Here is a 20,875-nt window from a genome sequence, read left to right as displayed (position 1 = left end):
AAAAGGCCCTATAATTTAGACTATTATAGGGCCTTTCCTTTTAATATTGCTTTATTAAATTCACCGGCGAAGCCAGTACCTTACTACTTTTCACATCATATAATCCTATAGGTGTTACTCGTATAAAAGGCAAGTGCGTCGCAGAAAAGAATAAAATTGTAAATGCTGGATCATCATACGCGTAGCCACGCTCTTGTAGTAATTTCACCATCTGTTTCTCTTCCTGTATTAATTCACTCATTTTTAAATTAGACATAATCCCGAGCAATGGTAATGCTATTTCGTGTAACACTTCATTGTTTTCTGCTACGACCATTCCACCACCGAGCTCTTTTACTCTACGAAAAGCTGTAAGCATATCTTCTTTACTTTTTCCAATGAGAATCATATCACCTGTGCCGGAATAAGAACTAGCAAGACCACCTAATTCTTTCGCAAAACCTTTTACAACTGTATTTACTCGCCAAGTACCATCACGAGCAATCATCATGAGGAAGCATTCATCATGATCTGTGGATAATTCATCACAGTCTATATTGATTTCACTAGTATATGGTTTTGTAATAACGTTATTTAATAAGTGTATCCCCGTTTTATTAGAGAAAATCATATCCTCTTTTTCTATTGACCAATCTAATGATAATGGAGTTACTTTATATTTACTCCAGTCTATATGTAATGCTTCATGCGTATTTACACCGTCACGCTTCACCCATTTCCCCTTTGCAAGGACACTAATTGGTACTGGGTTTTCTTTACTTTCTAAAATATTGATATTAGCAATTCTACCTGTCGCAATCGAACCATGTACATGTTCCATATTATAATAGCGAGCAATATTATAACTTGCCATATGGTATGCATCTATTACTGGCACTCCTTGTTTTATCGCGGTAGAAATCATTACGTTTGTCATTCCATTTTCATAAAACGAAGGATGTGAGCCGTCTGTAGTAAGTATAAATCTATCAAACTGTTTCACGCCTAATTCCAACAATTCTTTTAATAAAACTTCTAAATCCGGTCTAATGGAAGAATTTCTAAGAGAAACGGTGTAACCTTGCATAAGACGAGTGAAAGCTTCCTGCCCTGTCATCGCTTCATGATCACAATCTGTACCTAACAGTTTTAACTTCGCTAAAGTCGTTTCAGATGCACCCGGAAAATGGCCTTCTACTTTCTTCTGCAATCGCTTCGTTTCCTGCACCCAAGTTAACATTTCATCATCACCATGTAATAATTTTGGCCATGCTGTTAACTCCCCACCTTGAAGAACAGCTTCTTGTTTCAGCCATTCTATTATTTCTTTACTATTAAACAAAGATTCCCCGTTTTGCAATTCAGTCTGTCCATCAAAACGGCACCACCAATACATAGTAGCTGGAATCTTTTTAAATTCCTCTAATAAACGAAATGATTCTTCACGTTTTAATGTGAAAAATAGAGTTAAATTATCATTAATAAAAGTCGTTGTCCCAAATTGCATCGCATGATTTGCTAGCGTCTCTGGGTTATACAACTGATATGGATGTGCATGCGGTTCTATGTAACTGGGAACGACATACTTTCCATCACAATCAATGACTTCACATTTATATAGTTGCTCTGGCAACTTTTCTCCTACATATATAATACGGTCATCATAAATCCAAATATTCGCTTGCATCCATTCACGTATATAGGAATTTAAGTATGTTGCATTCTTTAATAATTTGTGTGGACTTCTTGTACCGTCTATTATTTCTACATGTTCTCGTAATTGCTTGTTACTCCATCTAAACTGATTTTGTCCCAATGTATTTCACTCCAAATCAATTTACTTTTTTATTAAAACAAAATAATTAACAAACTAAAGTATTATCCATTCATAACTCCCCTGTATAGCCCCTATACCTCTCATTATATGGAATACTCTCAAAAATAACAATTTTCAAAACAAACAACACCTCTTTGTCCCACAACAAAAAGGATGTCATACAACTGACATCCTTTTTATACTAAACTATAAGATTGAATTGCACTTTGAAATACACTTGTATCATATTTATGTTCTACATATACTTAATACCATATTATGAATGTTAATACTGTCCTTATTTGTGAAATTTAAAAAGCATCTCTTTTATTTACAGCTATTGCAGAAACCTATTCGCTTTTTCTTCATCTATTTATTAAATTCAACTTGCATCATTTTATCAAACTGTGTAAGAATATCAACCGGACCTAAAGAATTAACATTGACAGCAAATGTATGCTTGCCTCCAATTACTCCACCAGCAAAAGTCATAAACCCAGGAATTGATCCTCCGTGCCCCCATACTGAGACACCATTTGGAAGTTTAGTCTCATAGATTCCAAGACCATATCCATCCCCAACCCCTTTTCCTTCTACAGGAACTGTAGTAAGCATTTCTTTTAGCTCGCGTTCCTTCAGTAACTTACCACCGAGTAAAGATGAAAAGAATTTGTTTAAATCATCCGCATTAGAAATCATATCTCCAGCTGCATTAGCTAAACTCGGATTATAATACGTAATGTCTTTCAACTCGCCTGTTCCTTCCATTTTCACATATCCACGAGCATGATTCTTTCCTGGGATGACGGGTGAATTTCCTGGTAAAAACGTATTTGGCAAGTCCAGAGGTTCAATAATTCGCTTTTCAATTTCTTCCGCATAACTATTACCAGTTATTTTTTCAATAAGCATTCCCAATATTACATATCCTGTGTTTGAATACAACCAGTCTTTGCCCGGCGAGAAATCTGGAGGCAGAGAAAGGCCTATTTTCACTATTTCTTCTGCTGTATACGTTTTTTTCGAATTCATTACGTCAGCATCTTTTGACTTTAAATATTCAGCGATACCACTCGTATGATTCAAAAGTTGTCGTATCGTAATTTGATTTCCATCATACCCATTTCCTTGCACGAGACCCGGCAGCCACTTTTCAATTGGATCGTCAAGTTGTACGCGATTTTCTCCTACTAATTGAAGAACAGTCGTGGCGGTAAAAGTTTTCGTCACACTACCAATCCGAAAGCGAAAATCCGATTTCACCGGTTTCTTTGTAATTAAATCCGCCACGCCAGCAGTATAACTATTAACTTTCCCTTTATTAGACGTCTTAGCTAATACCCCTGGTGCCCCAATTTGTATTGTTTCCTGCATTACTTGTTTCCATCCATTCCGATTCTTTTGATTAGGTTCTTGTGACGAATTAGAAATATTTTGAGTAGACTCTGCTTTCACAGTAAAACCAGGTGTAAATAGAGTAGTACCCGCTAATAAAACTGCTAAACTTGCCAACTTAATTTGATTACGTGTTTTCATAAGGCTTTCTCTCCTCTATTAATATCGTATTGATTCAAGCTATACTTTCATCCTATACGATAAACCTCTCTTTTTTCTTATCCATTCCTTACGAAATACTTACGTTTAAATTTAATTAGGTTAAACTAAGGAAGAGTTATGCATGCAAATAAAAAGAGAACATGTTTTCACTTTTTATGTAAACATGTTCTCATAAACATTTAAAATTCTATATCAGCTTTTCATCCTATTCTTTACACAACTAATCTAAATTTCTTTTTACCAGCCTGCACTAGCATTCATACCATTTCCAATAATAGAAAGTAATAACGGCCATAATACTGGTCCTAATGTAAGAAATAAATTTAGAAGTATGAGCATTCTATATCCAACGGTGAAATTGTGATTTTTACGATTAACAAATACTAAACTGATTAATGATATTATAGTCGTTAAAAATAATACTAACATTAGCAACCAATACCACACCATTAAACTAAGACTCCATGGTGTTAATAGCTCATGTATGATGCAAAATGAGATTCCTAATACTGCAAAACTAAAGCTAGTCACCGCTGTTTTTATAAGCCATTTATTTAATTTTTTATCGTATGTATTTTTACAGTATAAATCTATTAAAGTATATAAAGATAAATATGACATTAATACGCCTATCCAAGATAATAACCAATCACCGTCCCCTTGAAATAATAAGAACAGCAACCAACACATACCTACTGCTGAAAAAACAAAGGAAATAAGTATGCTTTTTAATACCAATTTCATTATAGTTCACACCCTTAAAAAATTTAAAAATAAATTATAAGTTATTATTTACATACTGACCGTGTAACTTTTAACTCTAATACATTTCTTTTTCTTTCTATTTTAATAAAACAAGGATAAATACATTAAAAAATTAAATATACATTAACACAAAATTAAGTATAAGTAAAACAAATTAATTTACACTTAATTTACTTCACTTATTTAAAGGTGATTACATACATGAAGAAGAATAATAATGTTGATTAAAAAATTGTAACAGAATTAACTAATATAACCATTTCAACCTTAAATTGAAATAAAAAAAGATGACCTCAGCCACACGCTAAAGTCATCTTTTTCTACCTTCTTATTTTACTAACTCTCCATTATAAGCCTTTATATCAAGCGGAGCAGTTAAAAATTGTGCTGCTTTACTAACGAAAGATGTAAAGTGTTCACTCGTATTATGACTCGCAACTGCTGCTTCATCTTTCCATACTTCTACCATCGTATAAACACTTTCTTTTTCTGTATCTTTATATAAGTCATAAGATACATTTCCACTTTCTTCTCTTGAACCATGAATGAGTGGCTGAATTTCTTCTAAAAATGATTGTTGTTTTGCTGGGTCTACTTGAAATATTGCGTGAATAATAATCATGGTGTTTCCCCTTTCATATTCCATATATTTCTATGACCTAATTAGATTACTTCCACTCTGCAACTTTTTCAATTGGAAGACGTACTGATTGGTAACCACTGTCAGCAGCTTTTCCGATTGAAATTAACATAACTGGTACGTGACGGTCTTTATCTAGTCCGAAAGCTTCTGCGATTTGATCTTTCTCAAAACCACCAATTGGACAAGTGTCATAGCCGTGAGCACGAGCTGCTAACATAAATTGCATTGCTACAAGACCACCGTCAATTAGTACTGTGTCTTTCATTACTTCTGGTGTAACCATTGAGAAATAAGCTGAAAGTTTTTTCATTTGATCTTCTTTTACTTCTGCTGGCATAAGTCCACGCTCTACTGCTGTACCGTAAATTTCTTCTGCGTTATCAAAGTTGTTTAAGTCCCCAAATACAGCGATCATTGCTGAAGACGTCTCTACTTGAGATTGATTAAATTTCGCAAGTGGCGCAAGTGTTGCTTTTGCTTCGTCACTTTCAATCACAAGAAATCTCCATGGTTGCATGTTTACTGAAGATGGTGCAAGTGTTGCTTCTGTAAGAATTTCTGTCATTTCTTCTTTGCTAATTTTCACTGAAGGATCGTACTTACGAATTGAACGACGTCCTGTTAAAATTTCGTTAAAATCATTTGTTTTTACTGAGTTAGTCATAGTTGTATTCTCCCTTTTTTATAATTCTTTTATATTTTCTTGAATGTGGTTTAACATATTTAAAAGATTGTCGCGTTCTTCTTCATTTAATCCTTTAAATGCAGATGCTGCAAAACGTTCTTTTTCCTCTTGAAACGCTTGAATTTTATTTCGTCCCTCTTCAGTAAGAGAAACTAACGTAATTCTGTTATCATCTGGATTTTTACGTCTTACAATCATCTCATTGGCCTCAAGCTGCTTTAAATGCCTCGTTATCGCAGCATTATCAATATTCACTTCTTGCTGAAGTGCTTTTTGACTAATTTCACCTACTTCATATAACTGAAGTATAAGCTCTAATCGAGACTGGCTCATACCCGTACACCCTTCAAATTTCGAACTTACTTCTTTATTTAGAAAGTGTAATTTATATAAAATAATCGCTTCTTTTGAGCATGAACTTGTCAAATTACCCCTCCTTTACAATCAAAATGAAAACATTTGATGTATCAATAGTTGATATGTCAATTAATATAATCTATATCGATTTAGAATGCAAGCATTTTGTTTTTATTTTATTTTTTCCAAATTAAGGCGCTTTGTAGCGTTACAAATAATGTTAATTGCACTATAATAATACTAATTTAAAGAACTGGAGAGTGATTGATAATGCGGCAATACACAAATAGAAATGAGGAAATGAAAATGGAAAATGAAATGAGGATATTCACAAATGACAACAATAAATATAGGGATTGTCGCGCACGTAGACGCTGGCAAGACGAGTTTGACTGAGCGTATTCTTTATGAAACGAATGTGATTAAAGAAATTGGCCGAGTAGATAGTGGTAATACACAAACTGACTCAATGGAATTAGAAAGACAACGCGGAATTACGATTAAAGCATCTGTCGTTTCTTTCTTTATTGATGATGTAAAAGTAAATGTCATTGATACACCTGGACACGCTGATTTTATCGCTGAAGTGGAGCGATCATTCCGCGTTCTAGACGGTGCGATTTTAGTTATCTCTGCCGTTGAAGGTGTGCAAGCACAAACAAAAATTTTAATGCGAACATTACAGAAACTAAACATACCGACAATTTTATTCGTTAATAAAATTGATCGTAGTGGAGCAAACACTGAAAAAGTTATGAAACAAATAAAAGAGGTTCTTTCAAATGAAGCATTCCCCTTCTACTCTGTTCTAAACGAAGGAACGAAAGAAGCCCGGATCATTGAATATAAATCATATGACGATTGTATGGAACTGTTAGCACCATTTAATGAATCATTACTTGAGTCATATGTAAATAACGAAATAATACCGGACGCACTATTAAGAGAAAAACTAGAACAGCAAATACAGCAAGCAAGTGTGTATCCAATCTTTTTCGGTTCAGCAATGACAGGTATAGGAGTAACAGAGCTACTTGAAAAACTTCCGGCCCTAATGCCAGCTCTTACATCGGCACAAGAGGAACCATTATCCGGTGTTGTTTTTAAAATTGAACGTGAACCTTCTGGAGAAAAGGTTGCTTATATAAGAGTTTTTTCAGGTAGCTTACATGTTAGAAAATATGTTGATATACAGCGCAATGAGTCTCTACCACATAAAGAAAAGATTAAAAAAATGTGTATGTTTCATAGCGGAAATGCTGTTCAATCTACTATCGTTCCTAGCGGAGAATTTTGCAAAGTGTGGGGACTGAATGATATAAAAATTGGTGATATTATTGGTGAACGTACGGATTATATAAAAGATATTCACTTTGCCGAACCACAAATGGAAGCTTCCATTGATGCAGTATCAAAAGAAAGAATTCATGATTTATACGCTGCACTTATGGAGCTATGTGAAGAAGATCCACTTATTAAAGTGTGGAAAGATGATGTTCATAATGAACTATACATTCGCCTTTTCGGTGAGGTACAAAAAGAAGTAATTGAAACAACACTTTATGAGAAATATAATTTGCAAGTTACTTTTTCAAATACGCGAGTTGTATGTATCGAGAAACCAATTGGCTTAGGCAATTCTGTTGAAGTAATGGGTGAAAAAGAGAATCCATTTTACGCAACAGTCGGATTCAAAGTTGAACGTGGTGAACTTAACTCTGGCGTAACATATCACTTAGGAGTTGAACTCGGATCACTACCTTTAGCATTCCATAAAGCGATTGAAGATACGGTATTTCAAACGTTAAAACAAGGATTATATGGATGGGAAGTTACAGATATTATCGTCACGTTAACACATACTGGTTATGCTAGTCCTGTTACAACAGCAAGTGACTTTAGAAATTTGACACCGATCGTATTAATGGATGCTTTAAAGCAAGCTGAAACATATGTATATGAACCAGTAAATGAGTTTGAATTAACTGTACCGGAGCACGCAATTAGTACTGCAATGTATAAACTCGCTGCCGTTCCAGCAACTTTTGCAGAGCCTATATTCAATTACAATTCTTATCAGTTAACAGGATCATTACCTGTTGCGAAAACAGAGAGTTTCAAACGAATACTACATTCATTTACAGAAGGAGAAGGCATATTTACAACGAAGCCAGCTGGTTTCACAAAGCTTATGGCTCCCTTCCCTACTCGAAAACGTGTTGATTATAATCCGCTGAACCGGAAAGATTATTTGCTTCATGTGTTGAAGGCTTATTAAAAGTAAAAGAGGTGCAATTCGCACCTCTTTTTGCATGTATTGATGAGTTAGTTTTTCCTAACAACTTCTTTAAGCTTTTCTATTATATTTGCTATCGCTTCAATTGAATTCTTTGTTTCATATTCCCCAACATTTACAGAATGATTTGCGTTTTTAACAACATCAATCGTTAAAGTTGTTTTATATAACTGATCAATTTGATCTGCATTGTATTGGTGATCTTTATCCCCAATAACTAAAAGCCCTTCGTGACTACTATGTAAGATAGAATCAAAAATTGTATCAAACGTCAGTAAAGGTGTAAGTAGCATCATTTTTGACTGCGCGAATTCTTCTCTCTTCATTAAATCATTTGCAATCGGAATTGTTCCGAGTGATTTCCCTAAAAACAAAGTCTCGTTGTATTGCTCATCTTTTAATACTTCTTTCATTATAGGATGAATATCATCCATCATTACTTTCGTTACTTCTTCCATCGGTTTATTCATTAATTGTCCATCAAAGGAATAATGAATATGTATAACATCTATTTTATGTTCAAGCATTAACATCGTTGCATAATAAAATAACGGTTTATCGTAATTGTATCCTGAACCTGAGAACATAAAGCAAATCCTACTAGAACCTTTTTCGATATGTGTGTAACGAATTACTTTATCATCTATATGTATTTCTTTTTTAGTCCCCTTCACCCTTTTCCCCTCCGAATACATTTAATTTTGTAAAACGATATGTTCTGTATGAACTGCTATATCCTTTACTTTCTCTTTTATAAATGCAGGCTGTAAGTTATATGCATCTAACTCTTCTACCGGCACCCACTTAAACAAATACGTTCTACCCTCTTCTTCCAAAATATATTGATCCGCTCCATTCGCAGGTAATTCATGTAGCTCTACTTCATAATAAAAACTAATCTCATGAAACTTTCGCTCAGAAAGTGTAAAGAAATTTTCTACTGTCCATATTAATCTCTTCCCTTTCATAGGAACAGCTAGTTCTTCTGCAAGTTCTCGTTTTAACGCAGCTTCACTATTTTCTAGCATTTTTACTCTACCGCCTGGTACATACCAATAATCTTCCCCTTTGTTTTGAAGAATAAGTATTTTATTATTCTGTTTACAAATTGCTCCAACGCGGTAATTAAAACATGTTTCCTCAACTTTAAACGTAAGATCCACACCCATTTCCCCTTACATATTTTTTAAATAACGAACCATTACAAAACTAATATGTATGTGCTGTACAAATAAGATTACTAAATTTCTCTAGTTCGTTCAATAATTTTCGAACTTTCCAAAAACGATACACATCATTTGTCATCACAAGTATAAATACATATGTCAAAATTACTGCGCACACTTTGGAAGCATTATGGGGGACGAATGCATCTCTATCAATACACAAAACTGAAAAATCAAATAAGTTTCAAGAAATCATTGTAAAAGATAAAGTGAAACATCAATAAGTGGAGTTTTTATCTTTTTCCTGTTGTTTTTAAATATAGTTAAGACATTATTAAAAAGACGCAAGGTCAACTTATGTGCTAATTAATTCTTTTTCTAGAAAAAGCGTCTTTTATTGCACTTGTTACTACATTTAGGAATAATAAAATAGCCATAACTGCCGTTAGTACATTAAATTGCTTTGTTTTATAAGGAGCGAACCATTCCGTAAAGAACTCTGAATTAACGAGACGTTCCCCAACTCCTCCTTCCTTGAAGTTCGGTATCCACGAATTCATATCAAGGATGATAAAAATTAGTTGCATAACGAAAAATGCTCCAATAGTTTTCAGCCAATTTCGTATTCGACTAGGACGCTCTTTTTTTGATGTCATTTAAACCATCCTCCTTTTAGAACTTGCTATTAAAGAGCCTTGTTCTGATAGATACGAATAGATAATATCCATGAACCCCCATAGCACCCCACTGCTATGACAGCAAATAAAAGAAATAATTTCAAATCTGAAATCTCTTTTAAAAAGGTCAGTACGCCATTAGCATATTTATTTAATAGATATGGAGTATTTCGCATTAAATATATAACTCCAATAGATAAAAATATAAAAACTGGTACAAGTGTTTTCACTTTAAATGCAACAAAAAATGGGATGTAAAATGCTGTTATCAGCATGACTGCCAAGAAGCCTAGTATGTAACTTTCTAAGGAAAGTTGAAATTCCATGCTGTCTAAAATGAAATATTTTCCAACTAAACAAAATGGGATGATTACTATTGTAAAAAGTAAGGTTCCAACGTATTTTGAACTTATAATTTCCTTCCTAGTATACGGTAATGAGTTTACTAAAATATTAGCATTATCTTTATCATCAGATTGATATGTGTTAATTACAAAAACGGCACTACAAATAATTATGACATATGCTACATCCATGCCGGCCCACAAATAGGTAACTAGAAATAAGAGATAAGCAGGCAAGAAAGTTTTTTGTAAAATCAAATCCTTTTTAATTAAATTAAGCATCTTGAATCCCCCTTTTTCATGAAATACATAATATCCTCTAAACTTGGTTTTTCAATCACCACATCCTTATCAAATAAGTTTTCGATAGAATCTGTATTTTCAATCAATCCCTCGAAACCTGTATTTGCTTTACGTACAGAAATAAATTCACGCTCAGTATCAAACTTTAACAAATCTAGTGTTCCTTTGACTAAAACATAATCCTCTGCAATGGCATAAATATCTTTTGTGAAAATATGCTTCCCATTTTGAATAAATGTAATATAATCGGCAATGCGGTCTAAATCCGTTGTAATATGTGATGAGAAAAAGATAGTTTTCTCTCCATCTTGCATAATATTTTGTAGAACATCCAATAATTCTCTTCTGAATACAGGATCAAGTCCAGATGTAGGTTCATCCATAATAATTAGTTCAGCATGATGTGAAAGGGCAATTGCGAGAGAGGCTTTCATTTTCATTCCTTTGGAGAATGTTTTCATTTTTTTATTTAATGGTAATTCGAACAGGTCTTTATAATATGTAAATTGGTTAAAATCCCATTTCTTATAAGCAGGCGCAATAATTTTAGTAATTTCCTTTAATGTGAGTTCATCATAAAACACATTATCGTCATAAACGAAGCCAATTCTTTCTTTAATTCGTTTCGCATCAGTGGAATAGTTCATGCCAAATAAGGAGACGTTTCCACTATCCGGGTTTATTAGATTCATAATCATTTTAATCGTTGTAGATTTACCTGATCCATTTCCTCCAATAAAACCCGTAACAAATCCTTTTTTTACTTCCATCGAAAAATTGTTTATTTGAAACCCTTTAAAAGATTTACTGACATTTTGAAGTTCTATTACGTTTTCCAAGAGTTTTCCTCCTCGTATAAAATTGTAAGCATTTCTTTTAGCTCATTTAAAGAAACATCCATTTGCTTAGCATTTTGAATCGCTTCACATAACTTTTCTTCAACTGTTTTTAATTTTTCTTCTTTCATAGTTTCAATGTTTTGTTCTGCTACAAAGGACCCTCTTCCGACAATTGAATTAATAAAACCGTCTTTTTCCAGTTCTTCATATGCTCTTTTCGTTGTAATAATACTTACTCGTAAATCTTTTGCTAACTGACGCATTGAAGGAAGGACATCTCCTTGTTTTAAATCACCTAGTAAAATAAGTTTTTTTATTTGGAGTCCAATTTGTTCGTAAATGGGTTCCTTTGAAGTGTTCTTAATAATGATTTGCATGCAAATACCTCTTTTGAAAAATATTGTATATATACTTTATATACAATATATACTATCGCACATTTTAAATCAACAGAAAATTCCCGAAATATAGTTACAAACACAATCTAATAATGTAATTAATACAACTTATTTATACGGGCCTTCCTTGTATTAGCCGGATTTTGAGGTGGAGGTCTTGCTACTAGCTAATACACGATAAAGACTTCGTTGTGTTTTACAGAAAAATTGGCACAACTGATAGTGTGAAAGAGAAAGAGTTTGAAATAGAAGAAAAATTTGAGGAAGTTGATATCAAGTTAGACTAGGATGAGGATGACGAAGAAGGACTGAAAAATATGTTTTCTAAGCTGTGGGAAATGTATGGGGAAGAACCAATTGAGTTATAAATTTACATACGACAAACACCTTGTTTCTTTAGTAACAAGGCGTTTTTTCTTAATACTATGTTTAAATTGTTATCTTTCCGCTCTCCCACCACTCCATAAAAATTTCAAACGAAGGAGCAATCCACGTTCTACTATCATTTTCATGGTTCCATACGTATATATCATCTCTTTGCACTTTTCCATTCAAAATGGAATAGCCAAACAAATCACCATTTCCGCCATCAGCAAAAAATAATAAACAGCCAAAAGGCATATATAGATCCTTAAAATCAGCTATATTTCTCATATTCATATTTTCAGTTTTAATTTTTGAAGCAGACCATATAAAGTCCCCGTACTCACCTTCTATACCGTTTGTTTCTTGTAATAATTGATATAAATCATTCGGTAACTCCACATGTAAACATTGTTGTATATCAGTAAGTTCCTCCTTCGTAGCCGGATTTTTTAAGCTTAAGTTTGATGAGATACTGTGAATGGTGTCTTTCCACATCACCTTTTCTCCTCCTTATGTGCAATCAAGTATATTCAAAGGACTCCGCTAAATTTATTGATACCATCTTTCTAACAATTCCTTCTCCCTCTCGCCTGAAATACCTGCTTTTAATTCCCATTCTTCCGTACTCTCCATCCACCCATACACATCTGTAACTGTCTCTTCTATTCTTCTAAAAGTAAGCCCTTCTTTAACAGCACTTTCAATGCTAATTGAAAATCCACCTTTCCACGGCTTCGTTTCCCCTTCTAATGGAAAAGTTTCCGGAATCCATAAAGGCATCTCTGTCCAAGGCTCTACTTTTTGTTCCTTCATAAATGACTCATCTACCCAAATGAATTCAGCATTGCTATTCGTAACCTTTTTACACGTATATAATAGTTCTTCCATCGTCAATTCATCATTCGGACCTGTTATATTGAATGTACCTACTTTATTATTTTCTGCCATGTTGAGTCCAAAGCTCGCGACATCCTTTATATCAACTAATTGCACTGGACGATTTTTTCTGCCTGGTACTAACACTTTACCTCCTTTTGCTACACGCCCGATCCAGTATGTTAGTCGATCTGTATAATCAAACATTCCTGAAAGAAGTCCTGCTCTTACGTGTAAAACACGCCCCGGCCAATACTTCTCTGCTTCTTTTTCACATAATACTTTCAGCGCACCATAATGCTCATAAGGAGATATTTCACCATTCTCTACAGCCTTTATTTGCTCTTCAGTTGGTTCAGGTTGTAATATATAGTCTTCTTTTATGTCATGCGGAATCCAATCTTTATATACGGAAAGGCTTGAGATGAATATATAGTGTTCAATATTATCTTTAAGTACTTCTCCAACATTTCTAATGTGATGCGGAGAAAACCCACACGTATCTACGACAACATCCCACTTTCGATTCTCTAAACTTGATACATCACCATTTCTGTCACCGATTAAATGTTCCACATCTGGAAAAATTTCATTGTTTGTTCCACGGTTGAATATTGTAACTTCATGCCCTCTTTTCAAAGCCTCTTCTACAAAAGCTCTTCCTAAAAATCGTGTACCGCCTAGTATTAGAATTTTCATGGTTCTCCCCCATTCGTGATAAAAAATCTATTCTTTTGTTTAACGATTTTTTGTTGTGAAAAGTTACGGTGGATAATTTAATTTTTCTATAAATTCAATATATGTAATTTCGACACTTTTTCTATCTTAAAAACAATAATATGGAAATATTCATTCTGTCGATTTCCATTTCATATATAATTAAAATATCGGATATTCGATTAACCACTTATACATACTTAGGCAGGTGAAAAATATTAATAAACACATAGTTTATCATTCAACATTATGTATTTATTTTCTTACATCACTTGTATATATCATCTTGCTGAACATAGAAAATGGTCGTAATTATTTGGGGTTTACAATGGTTGTTCCGCTTTTAGCAGTTATTTCATATCAAACATTATATAAGAAACAAAAAATAGTTCATACATTTGGATTTTCACGTCCAAAAATAAAAACACTTATTTTCTCTATATTATTGCCACTACTTCTAGGACTATGTCTCCATTTCTATTTTTATAATTATGATATAAAGTTATTATATTATAATTGGAATGAATTAGGATTTCTCTTGCTCGTTGGTCTTACAATTGGATTTTTATCTGCATTATTAGAAGAGATTATATGGCGAGGGAATTTTCATTACTATTTACGAAAAAAATATTCATTTATGCAAACAGCTATTATTATAGCTTTGCTTTGGTCTTCATGGCATTTACCAGTAGCTATCTTTTATAAAAAATATGAGTTTCAGTTTGTAGGAATATTAAGTTATCTCTCTTTATTATTTATATTGTCTTTAATTTTGACGTACACGAGAGAATATGGTGGTTCTGTAATATCACCCGCAATTTTACATGGTATGTTTAATGTATTTTATTTAACAGATGTAGCGCAAAACAAATGGGATGCCAGCCTAATAGAATTAATTAAATTTACCTTACTAGCAATTGTGCTGGGCACGATGTATCTTATACTTCACAAAGTTAAAAAATAGTTAAACAGCTAAGAAAAAAGATGTTTCTTCTTTTAGTTGAAAGCAGCTTTAATAGATTAAAAAGTACTTCAACACCTTGCAATTATTTAATAATCGTATAGGTGTTGAAGTTTTATAGTCTTAGTTACAAAACTTTGTAATCACGACACTTTATTCTATCATGGAGAACAAAACAAGTTTAACTAAACCTTTCATTCTTATTTTGATAAAAATAACCATATTAATCTTTTAAATAAGGAAGTATGCACCCTTTAATTAGCTCCCATCTATCCCGTGCATTCGGTATAACCTCTGAAGCAATCACCACTAACAATTCTCTCTCTGGAATACAACAAATCATATTCCCACCATCACCCATTGCACAATACGAATAGACACCCTCTTCTTCTCGTAACCACCATAAATAACCATATTGATTTTGGTTCATTTCTGTCGATTCTTTTATCCATGATTTTGATAGTATTTGTTTTCCATTATGAATACCTTCATTCAAATACATCTGTGCAAACTTCGCCATATCTCTAACCGTTAACGTTAGTCCCCAGCCGCCCGTCGAAATACCATTTGGATCGTGAACCCATCCTTTCACATCTTTTCCGAATAAGTCATCAAATCCAAATGCTTTCATATTATAGTTTGGAATTTCTCTCATGCCGAGTGGCTGAAATAAGTATTCATTCGCAAATTCACGCGCATTTTTTCCTGTTGCGTTCGTTATGATCGCTGATAGTATATGAGCTCCTGCAGATGAATATTTAAAAGATCCAATTTCTCCGCCGTTTCCTATCCTATTTAACGTATATTGTATCCAATCTTGTTGTGTACATAGTTCTTCTAACGGTTCCTGCCAGTCTACGAATGGATGTGGAGCTGTCATCGTTAGAAGATGGCTTACTGTTACTTCAGATGAATTAACGTTATATTCCGGGAAAAATTCTATTACTCTTTGATCAACGCTTTTTATATAGCCCTTATCTATACATATCCCAATTAGCGCAGAGATTATCGTTTTTGTGACTGACGCTATGTGAAATGCATCATCTGGACCGTAACCGTTATAATATTTTTCAAAAATAACATTACCTTTCTGCACTACTAACATACCATTCATATTTTCATATTCTTCTTTTATAATCTGATCTAACTTTTCAGCAGTTTTCATTATTCCTTCCCCTTTAACCTATAATTAAAAAGGTTCGATAGGTACATATATATCAACTATATGTTTATGCTTTGGATGCTGCTTTGGATCATTTTTATATACTTCAAAAGGATACGAATCTCTCGGTTTATATCCGCTATTTGGAAGCCACTCACCGTATATAAAGTCCCATGCTCCTTTATATTCATTTTGAAATATTTCAAAATGTCCTACTACATACTTGCCTGAAGGTATTACCATTATTCCTATGTCGTTCGTTTCTATTGCGGACGCCTCCGGAATTGTTATACATAAACTTGTTCTTAAATGATAGTCCTCAGTAAATTCATGATGATCGTGGTAAATGGTTAATACTTTCGTATCATCAAATACATGATAGTTTTGCTTAGTTGCGTAATGAAATAGTTTCTCTATCATTTCTGGAAAAGCTATAGTTAACTCTTCATATGTACCTATATGTCTTATGTATGCGACGTTTATATCATCCACTGTTACAATTTCAACATTACCTCGAACCTTCTTACATTCATTGTATTGAGGAATTCCCCTTACGTCTTTGCAATTCTTGCTATTGTGATTTCGATATTGAGACGGACTTACTCCGTAATAATTTTTAAATGTACGGGAGAAAACTGCTGAATCTGTGAAACCAAAATGGTAAGCGATATCCGTAATCGTCATATCCAATCGATATGTAAGAAGGTTTGTTGCCCTTTCTAACTTCAATCGATTTACATATCGTGATAACGGCTCGTCTACTATTCCTTTAAAAATTCGATGAAAATGAAACTTTGAAAATCCTGCTATATCCGCTAGCTCTTCAATGGATAGTAAACTGTCTATGTTTGATTCTATATAATCTTGAACTGTATGTATGCGTCTTACATACTCATTTCTACTTTGTTTATTCTCCATACTTTTATCTCCTCATCACAAAAAGACTAACAACACGTTAGCCTCTCTTTACACATTTTTCAAAAATAACACTCTACTCCCGCCGTTCCCATCATAATTTGTATGTACCGATACACCCTCTATCTCATCATCCCCAGCCTCAATTTGAAAGCCAATCTCCCTATGAAACTGTATCGATTTTTTATTAACTGGTGACGTGATTGCTTTTACAACTTTACGGTTATTTGCACGTGCGACATCAAAGAAATACGAATACAATGTCGATGCAATTCCTCTTCTTCTATACTTCGGATTGACACCGATAAAATGAACGTACGCTTCCTCTTTATGCGTTTGTGAGAAGAATCCGCATAAGAAACCTAACGTTTCTCCCTCTTCTTCAATAATAAAACTCGTTTCTTGAAAGTGAATGAAGAACAATTTTGGCAACATGGCAGCCATGTCTCTCCCGCCCCACCAATCATTTAAAACAGAATGAATCTTTACATAATCTTCCCCTTGGATGTTTCTTACTCGCATATGTTTCTCCCTCTCACTCACTTCATTTTTTCATAAATTTTAATGACTGTTTCTACTAATAGGATGAATACCCATATCCCGCAAAATACGAGAACTGACTGAAATATAGAACCTAGCATAACAATACTTATTAAACCTAATTCTGATCCTGAAATGGACATTTCATCAAACCCCAGGTTATGTATAAATGGACCAGTTGAAAAAGCCATTAAAATAGATCCTATTAAATAAATCACACTCATTATTTTTAATATTTTTATAGAAAGATACGAAGTTTGTTTTTCTTCCACTTGTGATAATTCGATTTCTCCACTCGCAATTCCTTTTTGTAAACAGTCCTCACATAGAAATTCTTCCTTAATTTTTTTACCACCGTGCAATGTACCTGTAATTTCTTTACAGCGCGAACACTTTCGATTTATCATTTTGTTATCACTCCAATCTCGTAAGATTATACTTATACAACTCTATTTTTACCTTATTATTCCTTTTGTGTATTTTATAGAGAGGTGACGTGTTTTATGATATCTAAACTTATTTTTGGTTATAAAAAGCCTACTGAGCAATATGTATTACGGCCTAGTTGTTATGCAATTATTTTTAACTCAACTTCTTCAAACATTGCTATTATCCAAAAAGGAGACCGTTATTTTTTACCTGGTGGCGGTATGGAAGGTACCGAAACAAAAGATGAATGCTTACATCGTGAACTACTAGAGGAATTAGGATGGGCAATTGAAATTAATCAATATATCGGTAATGCAATGCGATATTTTTATGCGGAAAAAGAAGATACTTATTATTTAAACGATGGGTTCTTTTATATTGCGAACATGGTGCAGACACAAACTGAAAACTGTGAGGAAGATCATGTTTTGCGGTGGATGTCTCCTTTACTTGCTGTAGAGCTTCTCATTCATGATCATCAAAAATGGGCTGTTGAACAAGCGCTTTTATTACAAAAACCAAAAGGATCTCCTTCTATATGAAAGAGATCCTTTTTATTGTTAACTTACTTTTTTCAAATTGAGAGCTGGCTTTTGAATTCCACCCTTTTTTACAACATATAAGCCGATAAAGATTATAAGTCCGCCAACGAGTTGCATCATGTTGATTTGCTCTCCGATAGTTACTGCCGCGAAGATAACTGCGAACAATGGTACAAGATACATATAAACCATTACTTTCGTTGAGCCTATTTTACTAATACCGACATACCACATTGCAAGTCCGAAGATTGTCGCGAAGACGATTGAATATGCTAGAGACCCCCAGCTTGGCATGTCTACTGGCCACGTTAATGTATTTACGTTGAATAAACAATATACAACGAGAGGTACAATTCCAATTAAAGTTGACCAAGATGTGACTCTCATTGCGGAATATTTTGTTATAAGAGGTTGCGCTAATATTGGATACCATCCCCACGCAATCGCTGCGACTAATCCAATTATGTTTCCAAGCCACGCATATTCGTAAGTAGTTCCTTCTGTATGTCCTGTTAATAAAACGAATGCTGCACCAATAAACGCTACTATTGAACCAATTTGTACCTTCATCGAAAAACGTTCTTGTTTGTGCAATACTGCTAATATCCCTGTAAAAATAGGTGACATCGCAATTAATAATGAGGCGTTCGTTGCTGAAGTATATTTCACAGATAGCATAAACATCGTTTGATACATTGTCGTACCAACGATACCGACTGCTACTAATCGTAACCAATCTTTTCTTTCAATACGTAATGAGCGTTCCATTATAAAAGTAATAAGTAATAATACCGGTGATGCTACTAAAAATCGTAAACTATTAAATTGAATGGATGACATATATGCCACGCCATACTTTCCTATTGTATAATTTGCTCCCCATACTAATGCAACTGATACTAGGAGCCATTCCATTTGCCATCGTTTCATCCGAATCTCCCCTTCCCTATTTAGCATAGTAAAATTGGCTGGATATAACACCGTCCAATTGGCTGTTTTTTTACCCAGCCAATTTGCTATACTGGATGTATATAAGAGATACGGAGGCGTTTTTTATGGAATGGAAGCTAGATAGTGACAGTAAAATCCCTATTTATCAGCAAGTTGTTGACTTTATTGAAAAACGTATTACATATGGAGAACTTCCTCCAGGAAGCTTCCTCCCTTCAGAACGGAAATTAGCTACGCAGTTAAATGTAAACAGAAGTACAGTAACGACTGCTTATAATGAACTACGTGCTATGGGAATTGTAGAAAGTACGACTGGTAAAGGTACACGTGTGAGTACACATATGTGGGGCGTTTCTCCAACATTAACGCCGAACTGGAGAAATTTCGTAGAAGGTGGTACTTTTTTACCAAACTTACCACTACTTCGCCATATTCGGGCAGAAGTACAACAAAATGAAAATATTATAGATTTCGCTAATGGAGAACTCGGTTGTAATCTTTATCCTCATGATCAACTACAAGCGATTTTACGTGAACAACCGTTAACGCATTCATTAAGTTACGATCATCCGCAAGGCTATCTTCCGCTAAGACAAGCGGTCGTAAAATATATGAAGGAATATTTAAAAGTTGAGGCGACTGAACAATCCATTATGATTACATCTGGCGCACAGCAAGCACTTCACCTTATCGTGCAATGTTTATTAAATCCAGGTGATGCTGTTGCTTTCGAAAGTCCTTCACACTGTTATTCCTTGCCGTTATTCCAATCAGCAGGTATTCGTATTTTCCCGTTACCTGTCGATGAACATGGTATTAATCCAGACGATGTACAAGAGCTATACAGAAAGCACCGCATTAAAATGATTTTTTTAAATCCAAATTTCCAAAACCCGACGGGGACGATGCTTCATCCAAACCGTAGAAAAAAACTATTATCACTTTGCGCAGATTTACGAATTGCAATCGTTGAAGATGATCCATCTAGTTTGCTGACGCTAGAAAAGAAACAACCTTGTCCTACTTTGAAATCAATAGATGAAAACGGAACTGTCATTTATGTACATTCTTTATCAAAAATGATTGCGCCAGGATTACGAGTCGGTTGGCTTGTCGCCCCGCAGTCTGTCGTAGAGCGATTGTCAGACGCACGGCACCAAATGGAATTAGGAATGAGTATTTTCCCGCAGTGGCTTATGCAGCAATTTTTCGAAACCGTACCATTTCAGTCTCATATCGTACCGTTACGAAAACAATTAGCAGAAAAAAGAGACGTTATCGTTCGTGCCCTAAACGAGCAACTTCATGATAAAATCTCTTTTTCAAACCCTACTGGTGGTATATACATTTGGGGGAAATTAAAAGAACCTATAAACGAAAAACAACTCATTATGCAAAGTTTAAAACAAAAAATTGCTTTTATGCCAGGTAGTATTTTCGGTGCGAAAGATGGTTATATACGTTTATCTTATGGAAAAGTGGATATTGATCAAATTGCGGAAGGTATTTCTCGTTTACGCGAGGCTATTTTGGTATGTGAAAATAACTTTAAATAAAGCTTTCTCGTTTGACAAAACCTAAATCTACCATT

The 20,875-nt window shown here is 34.1% G+C and carries 23 protein-coding genes; 4 read left to right on the top strand and 19 right to left on the bottom strand.

What is annotated here, in order from left to right:
- Positions 1 to 40: 40 nt before the first annotated feature.
- The 6 genes from ACO6VI_RS16510 to ACO6VI_RS16485 all read right to left on the bottom strand — a co-directional run bounded on the left by ACO6VI_RS16510 (position 41) and on the right by ACO6VI_RS16485 (position 5,871).
- The gene (locus ACO6VI_RS16510) at positions 41 to 1,795 is read right to left on the bottom strand and encodes an adenine deaminase C-terminal domain-containing protein (protein ID WP_053564129.1); all 1,755 of its coding nucleotides are present in this window, start codon (positions 1,793 to 1,795) and stop codon (positions 41 to 43) included.
- A gap of 369 nt (positions 1,796 to 2,164) precedes the next feature.
- The gene (locus ACO6VI_RS16505) at positions 2,165 to 3,331 is read right to left on the bottom strand and encodes a serine hydrolase domain-containing protein (protein WP_098127223.1); all 1,167 of its coding nucleotides are present in this window, start codon (positions 3,329 to 3,331) and stop codon (positions 2,165 to 2,167) included.
- A gap of 258 nt (positions 3,332 to 3,589) precedes the next feature.
- A complete protein-coding gene (locus ACO6VI_RS16500; RefSeq protein ID WP_161519827.1) occupies positions 3,590 to 4,096 on the bottom strand; it encodes a DUF3902 family protein in 507 nt (168 codons plus the stop codon).
- A gap of 349 nt (positions 4,097 to 4,445) precedes the next feature.
- Positions 4,446 to 4,739, bottom strand: coding sequence for a putative quinol monooxygenase (locus ACO6VI_RS16495; RefSeq protein WP_000583815.1), 294 nt, complete (start codon positions 4,737 to 4,739; stop codon positions 4,446 to 4,448).
- 46 nt (positions 4,740 to 4,785) lie between these two features.
- Entirely contained in the window at positions 4,786 to 5,424 is a 639-nt protein-coding gene (locus tag ACO6VI_RS16490) for a nitroreductase family protein (protein WP_000185375.1), read from the bottom strand.
- 18 nt (positions 5,425 to 5,442) lie between these two features.
- Positions 5,443 to 5,871, bottom strand: coding sequence for a MarR family winged helix-turn-helix transcriptional regulator (locus ACO6VI_RS16485; protein ID WP_098670708.1), 429 nt, complete (start codon positions 5,869 to 5,871; stop codon positions 5,443 to 5,445).
- A 265-nt stretch (positions 5,872 to 6,136) separates the two neighbouring features.
- Here ACO6VI_RS16485 and ACO6VI_RS16480 point away from each other — a divergent pair, with 265 nt between their 5' ends.
- On the top strand, positions 6,137 to 8,080 hold the full coding sequence (locus ACO6VI_RS16480) for an elongation factor G (RefSeq protein WP_161519826.1): 1,944 nt from the start codon (positions 6,137 to 6,139) through the stop codon (positions 8,078 to 8,080).
- Positions 8,081 to 8,127: 47 nt separating this feature from the next.
- On the opposite strand, the gene ACO6VI_RS16475 is transcribed toward ACO6VI_RS16480, so the two are convergent.
- From ACO6VI_RS16475 to ACO6VI_RS16440, 8 genes are all read right to left on the bottom strand, one after another.
- Complete coding sequence (locus tag ACO6VI_RS16475; protein WP_109737082.1) at positions 8,128 to 8,793, bottom strand: alpha/beta hydrolase; 666 nt, start codon at positions 8,791 to 8,793, stop codon at positions 8,128 to 8,130.
- Positions 8,794 to 9,261, bottom strand: a complete 468-nt coding sequence (locus ACO6VI_RS16470) for an NUDIX hydrolase (protein WP_063547744.1) — start codon at positions 9,259 to 9,261, stop codon at positions 8,794 to 8,796.
- A 365-nt stretch (positions 9,262 to 9,626) separates the two neighbouring features.
- The gene (locus tag ACO6VI_RS16465) at positions 9,627 to 9,920 is read right to left on the bottom strand and encodes a YfzA family protein (protein ID WP_063547746.1); all 294 of its coding nucleotides are present in this window, start codon (positions 9,918 to 9,920) and stop codon (positions 9,627 to 9,629) included.
- A 29-nt stretch (positions 9,921 to 9,949) separates the two neighbouring features.
- Positions 9,950 to 10,567: an ABC-2 transporter permease gene (locus ACO6VI_RS16460; RefSeq protein ID WP_063547748.1), complete on the bottom strand. Its 618-nt coding sequence runs from the start codon at positions 10,565 to 10,567 to the stop codon at positions 9,950 to 9,952.
- Complete coding sequence (locus ACO6VI_RS16455) at positions 10,555 to 11,427, bottom strand: ABC transporter ATP-binding protein (RefSeq protein ID WP_063547750.1); 873 nt, start codon at positions 11,425 to 11,427, stop codon at positions 10,555 to 10,557. Before ACO6VI_RS16455 ends, ACO6VI_RS16460 begins: the two co-directional genes overlap by 13 nt.
- The gene (locus tag ACO6VI_RS16450) at positions 11,415 to 11,804 is read right to left on the bottom strand and encodes a GntR family transcriptional regulator (RefSeq protein WP_161519825.1); all 390 of its coding nucleotides are present in this window, start codon (positions 11,802 to 11,804) and stop codon (positions 11,415 to 11,417) included. The genes ACO6VI_RS16455 and ACO6VI_RS16450 overlap by 13 nt, the downstream gene beginning before the upstream one ends.
- Positions 11,805 to 12,254: 450 nt before the next feature.
- Positions 12,255 to 12,686, bottom strand: a complete 432-nt coding sequence (locus ACO6VI_RS16445; RefSeq protein ID WP_422423674.1) for an SMI1/KNR4 family protein — start codon at positions 12,684 to 12,686, stop codon at positions 12,255 to 12,257.
- A 54-nt stretch (positions 12,687 to 12,740) separates the two neighbouring features.
- Positions 12,741 to 13,766: an SDR family oxidoreductase gene (locus ACO6VI_RS16440; RefSeq protein ID WP_063547754.1), complete on the bottom strand. Its 1,026-nt coding sequence runs from the start codon at positions 13,764 to 13,766 to the stop codon at positions 12,741 to 12,743.
- 226 nt (positions 13,767 to 13,992) lie between these two features.
- On the opposite strand from ACO6VI_RS16440, the gene ACO6VI_RS16435 reads away from it, so the two are divergent.
- Positions 13,993 to 14,748 carry a CPBP family intramembrane glutamic endopeptidase gene (locus ACO6VI_RS16435; protein ID WP_088020643.1) on the top strand — a complete coding sequence of 252 codons (756 nt, stop codon included), beginning with the start codon at positions 13,993 to 13,995 and terminating at the stop codon, positions 14,746 to 14,748.
- A 220-nt stretch (positions 14,749 to 14,968) separates the two neighbouring features.
- On the opposite strand, the gene ACO6VI_RS16430 is transcribed toward ACO6VI_RS16435, so the two are convergent.
- Genes ACO6VI_RS16430 through ACO6VI_RS16415 form a run of 4 tightly spaced genes read right to left on the bottom strand, consistent with a single transcriptional unit; the run spans position 14,969 to position 17,769 of the window.
- Positions 14,969 to 15,910 (bottom strand): serine hydrolase domain-containing protein, encoded by a 942-nt coding sequence (locus ACO6VI_RS16430; protein ID WP_063547758.1) that lies wholly within the window; start codon positions 15,908 to 15,910, stop codon positions 14,969 to 14,971.
- 24 nt (positions 15,911 to 15,934) lie between these two features.
- A complete protein-coding gene (locus tag ACO6VI_RS16425) occupies positions 15,935 to 16,825 on the bottom strand; it encodes an AraC family transcriptional regulator (RefSeq protein WP_422423665.1) in 891 nt (296 codons plus the stop codon).
- Between the two features lie 48 nt (positions 16,826 to 16,873).
- A complete protein-coding gene (locus ACO6VI_RS16420; protein WP_001266040.1) occupies positions 16,874 to 17,344 on the bottom strand; it encodes a GNAT family N-acetyltransferase in 471 nt (156 codons plus the stop codon).
- A gap of 17 nt (positions 17,345 to 17,361) precedes the next feature.
- Entirely contained in the window at positions 17,362 to 17,769 is a 408-nt protein-coding gene (locus ACO6VI_RS16415) for a DUF3980 domain-containing protein (protein ID WP_000610492.1), read from the bottom strand.
- 96 nt (positions 17,770 to 17,865) lie between these two features.
- Between ACO6VI_RS16415 and ACO6VI_RS16410 the strand changes: the two genes are divergently transcribed.
- Positions 17,866 to 18,333 carry an NUDIX hydrolase gene (locus tag ACO6VI_RS16410; protein WP_000623966.1) on the top strand — a complete coding sequence of 156 codons (468 nt, stop codon included), beginning with the start codon at positions 17,866 to 17,868 and terminating at the stop codon, positions 18,331 to 18,333.
- Positions 18,334 to 18,351: 18 nt separating this feature from the next.
- Here ACO6VI_RS16410 and ACO6VI_RS16405 read toward each other — a convergent pair whose 3' ends face one another.
- The gene (locus ACO6VI_RS16405) at positions 18,352 to 19,263 is read right to left on the bottom strand and encodes a DMT family transporter (RefSeq protein WP_063547762.1); all 912 of its coding nucleotides are present in this window, start codon (positions 19,261 to 19,263) and stop codon (positions 18,352 to 18,354) included.
- Positions 19,264 to 19,388: 125 nt separating this feature from the next.
- On the opposite strand from ACO6VI_RS16405, the gene ACO6VI_RS16400 reads away from it, so the two are divergent.
- Positions 19,389 to 20,840: a PLP-dependent aminotransferase family protein gene (locus ACO6VI_RS16400; protein WP_023522332.1), complete on the top strand. Its 1,452-nt coding sequence runs from the start codon at positions 19,389 to 19,391 to the stop codon at positions 20,838 to 20,840.
- Positions 20,841 to 20,875: the final 35 nt, after the last annotated feature.

The organism is Bacillus sp. PSXD-155 (assembly GCF_049310765.1).
GTDB classification, from domain to species: Bacteria; Bacillota; Bacilli; order Bacillales; family Bacillaceae_G; genus Bacillus_A; species Bacillus_A cereus.
This window is presented reverse-complemented; position numbering and strand designations above follow the sequence as displayed.

Excerpts from the sequence above, each read along its gene's own strand:
- ACO6VI_RS16425 (WP_422423665.1), bottom strand. The coding sequence starts at position 16,825 with ATGGAGAATAAACAAAGTAGAAATGAGTATGTAAGACGCATACATACA.
- ACO6VI_RS16440 (WP_063547754.1), bottom strand. The coding sequence starts at position 13,766 with ATGAAAATTCTAATACTAGGCGGTACACGATTTTTAGGAAGAGCTTTT.
- ACO6VI_RS16400 (WP_023522332.1), top strand. The coding sequence starts at position 19,389 with ATGGAATGGAAGCTAGATAGTGACAGTAAAATCCCTATTTATCAGCAA.
- ACO6VI_RS16420 (WP_001266040.1), bottom strand. The coding sequence starts at position 17,344 with ATGCGAGTAAGAAACATCCAAGGGGAAGATTATGTAAAGATTCATTCT.
- ACO6VI_RS16415 (WP_000610492.1), bottom strand. The coding sequence starts at position 17,769 with ATGATAAATCGAAAGTGTTCGCGCTGTAAAGAAATTACAGGTACATTG.
- ACO6VI_RS16405 (WP_063547762.1), bottom strand. The coding sequence starts at position 19,263 with ATGAAACGATGGCAAATGGAATGGCTCCTAGTATCAGTTGCATTAGTA.
- ACO6VI_RS16430 (WP_063547758.1), bottom strand. The coding sequence starts at position 15,910 with ATGAAAACTGCTGAAAAGTTAGATCAGATTATAAAAGAAGAATATGAA.
- ACO6VI_RS16505 (WP_098127223.1), bottom strand. The coding sequence starts at position 3,331 with ATGAAAACACGTAATCAAATTAAGTTGGCAAGTTTAGCAGTTTTATTA.
- ACO6VI_RS16445 (WP_422423674.1), bottom strand. The coding sequence starts at position 12,686 with ATGTGGAAAGACACCATTCACAGTATCTCATCAAACTTAAGCTTAAAA.
- ACO6VI_RS16450 (WP_161519825.1), bottom strand. The coding sequence starts at position 11,804 with ATGCAAATCATTATTAAGAACACTTCAAAGGAACCCATTTACGAACAA.
- ACO6VI_RS16490 (WP_000185375.1), bottom strand. The coding sequence starts at position 5,424 with ATGACTAACTCAGTAAAAACAAATGATTTTAACGAAATTTTAACAGGA.
- ACO6VI_RS16465 (WP_063547746.1), bottom strand. The coding sequence starts at position 9,920 with ATGACATCAAAAAAAGAGCGTCCTAGTCGAATACGAAATTGGCTGAAA.
- ACO6VI_RS16460 (WP_063547748.1), bottom strand. The coding sequence starts at position 10,567 with ATGCTTAATTTAATTAAAAAGGATTTGATTTTACAAAAAACTTTCTTG.
- ACO6VI_RS16410 (WP_000623966.1), top strand. The coding sequence starts at position 17,866 with ATGATATCTAAACTTATTTTTGGTTATAAAAAGCCTACTGAGCAATAT.
- ACO6VI_RS16500 (WP_161519827.1), bottom strand. The coding sequence starts at position 4,096 with ATGAAATTGGTATTAAAAAGCATACTTATTTCCTTTGTTTTTTCAGCA.
- ACO6VI_RS16480 (WP_161519826.1), top strand. The coding sequence starts at position 6,137 with ATGACAACAATAAATATAGGGATTGTCGCGCACGTAGACGCTGGCAAG.
- ACO6VI_RS16475 (WP_109737082.1), bottom strand. The coding sequence starts at position 8,793 with ATGTATTCGGAGGGGAAAAGGGTGAAGGGGACTAAAAAAGAAATACAT.
- ACO6VI_RS16495 (WP_000583815.1), bottom strand. The coding sequence starts at position 4,739 with ATGATTATTATTCACGCAATATTTCAAGTAGACCCAGCAAAACAACAA.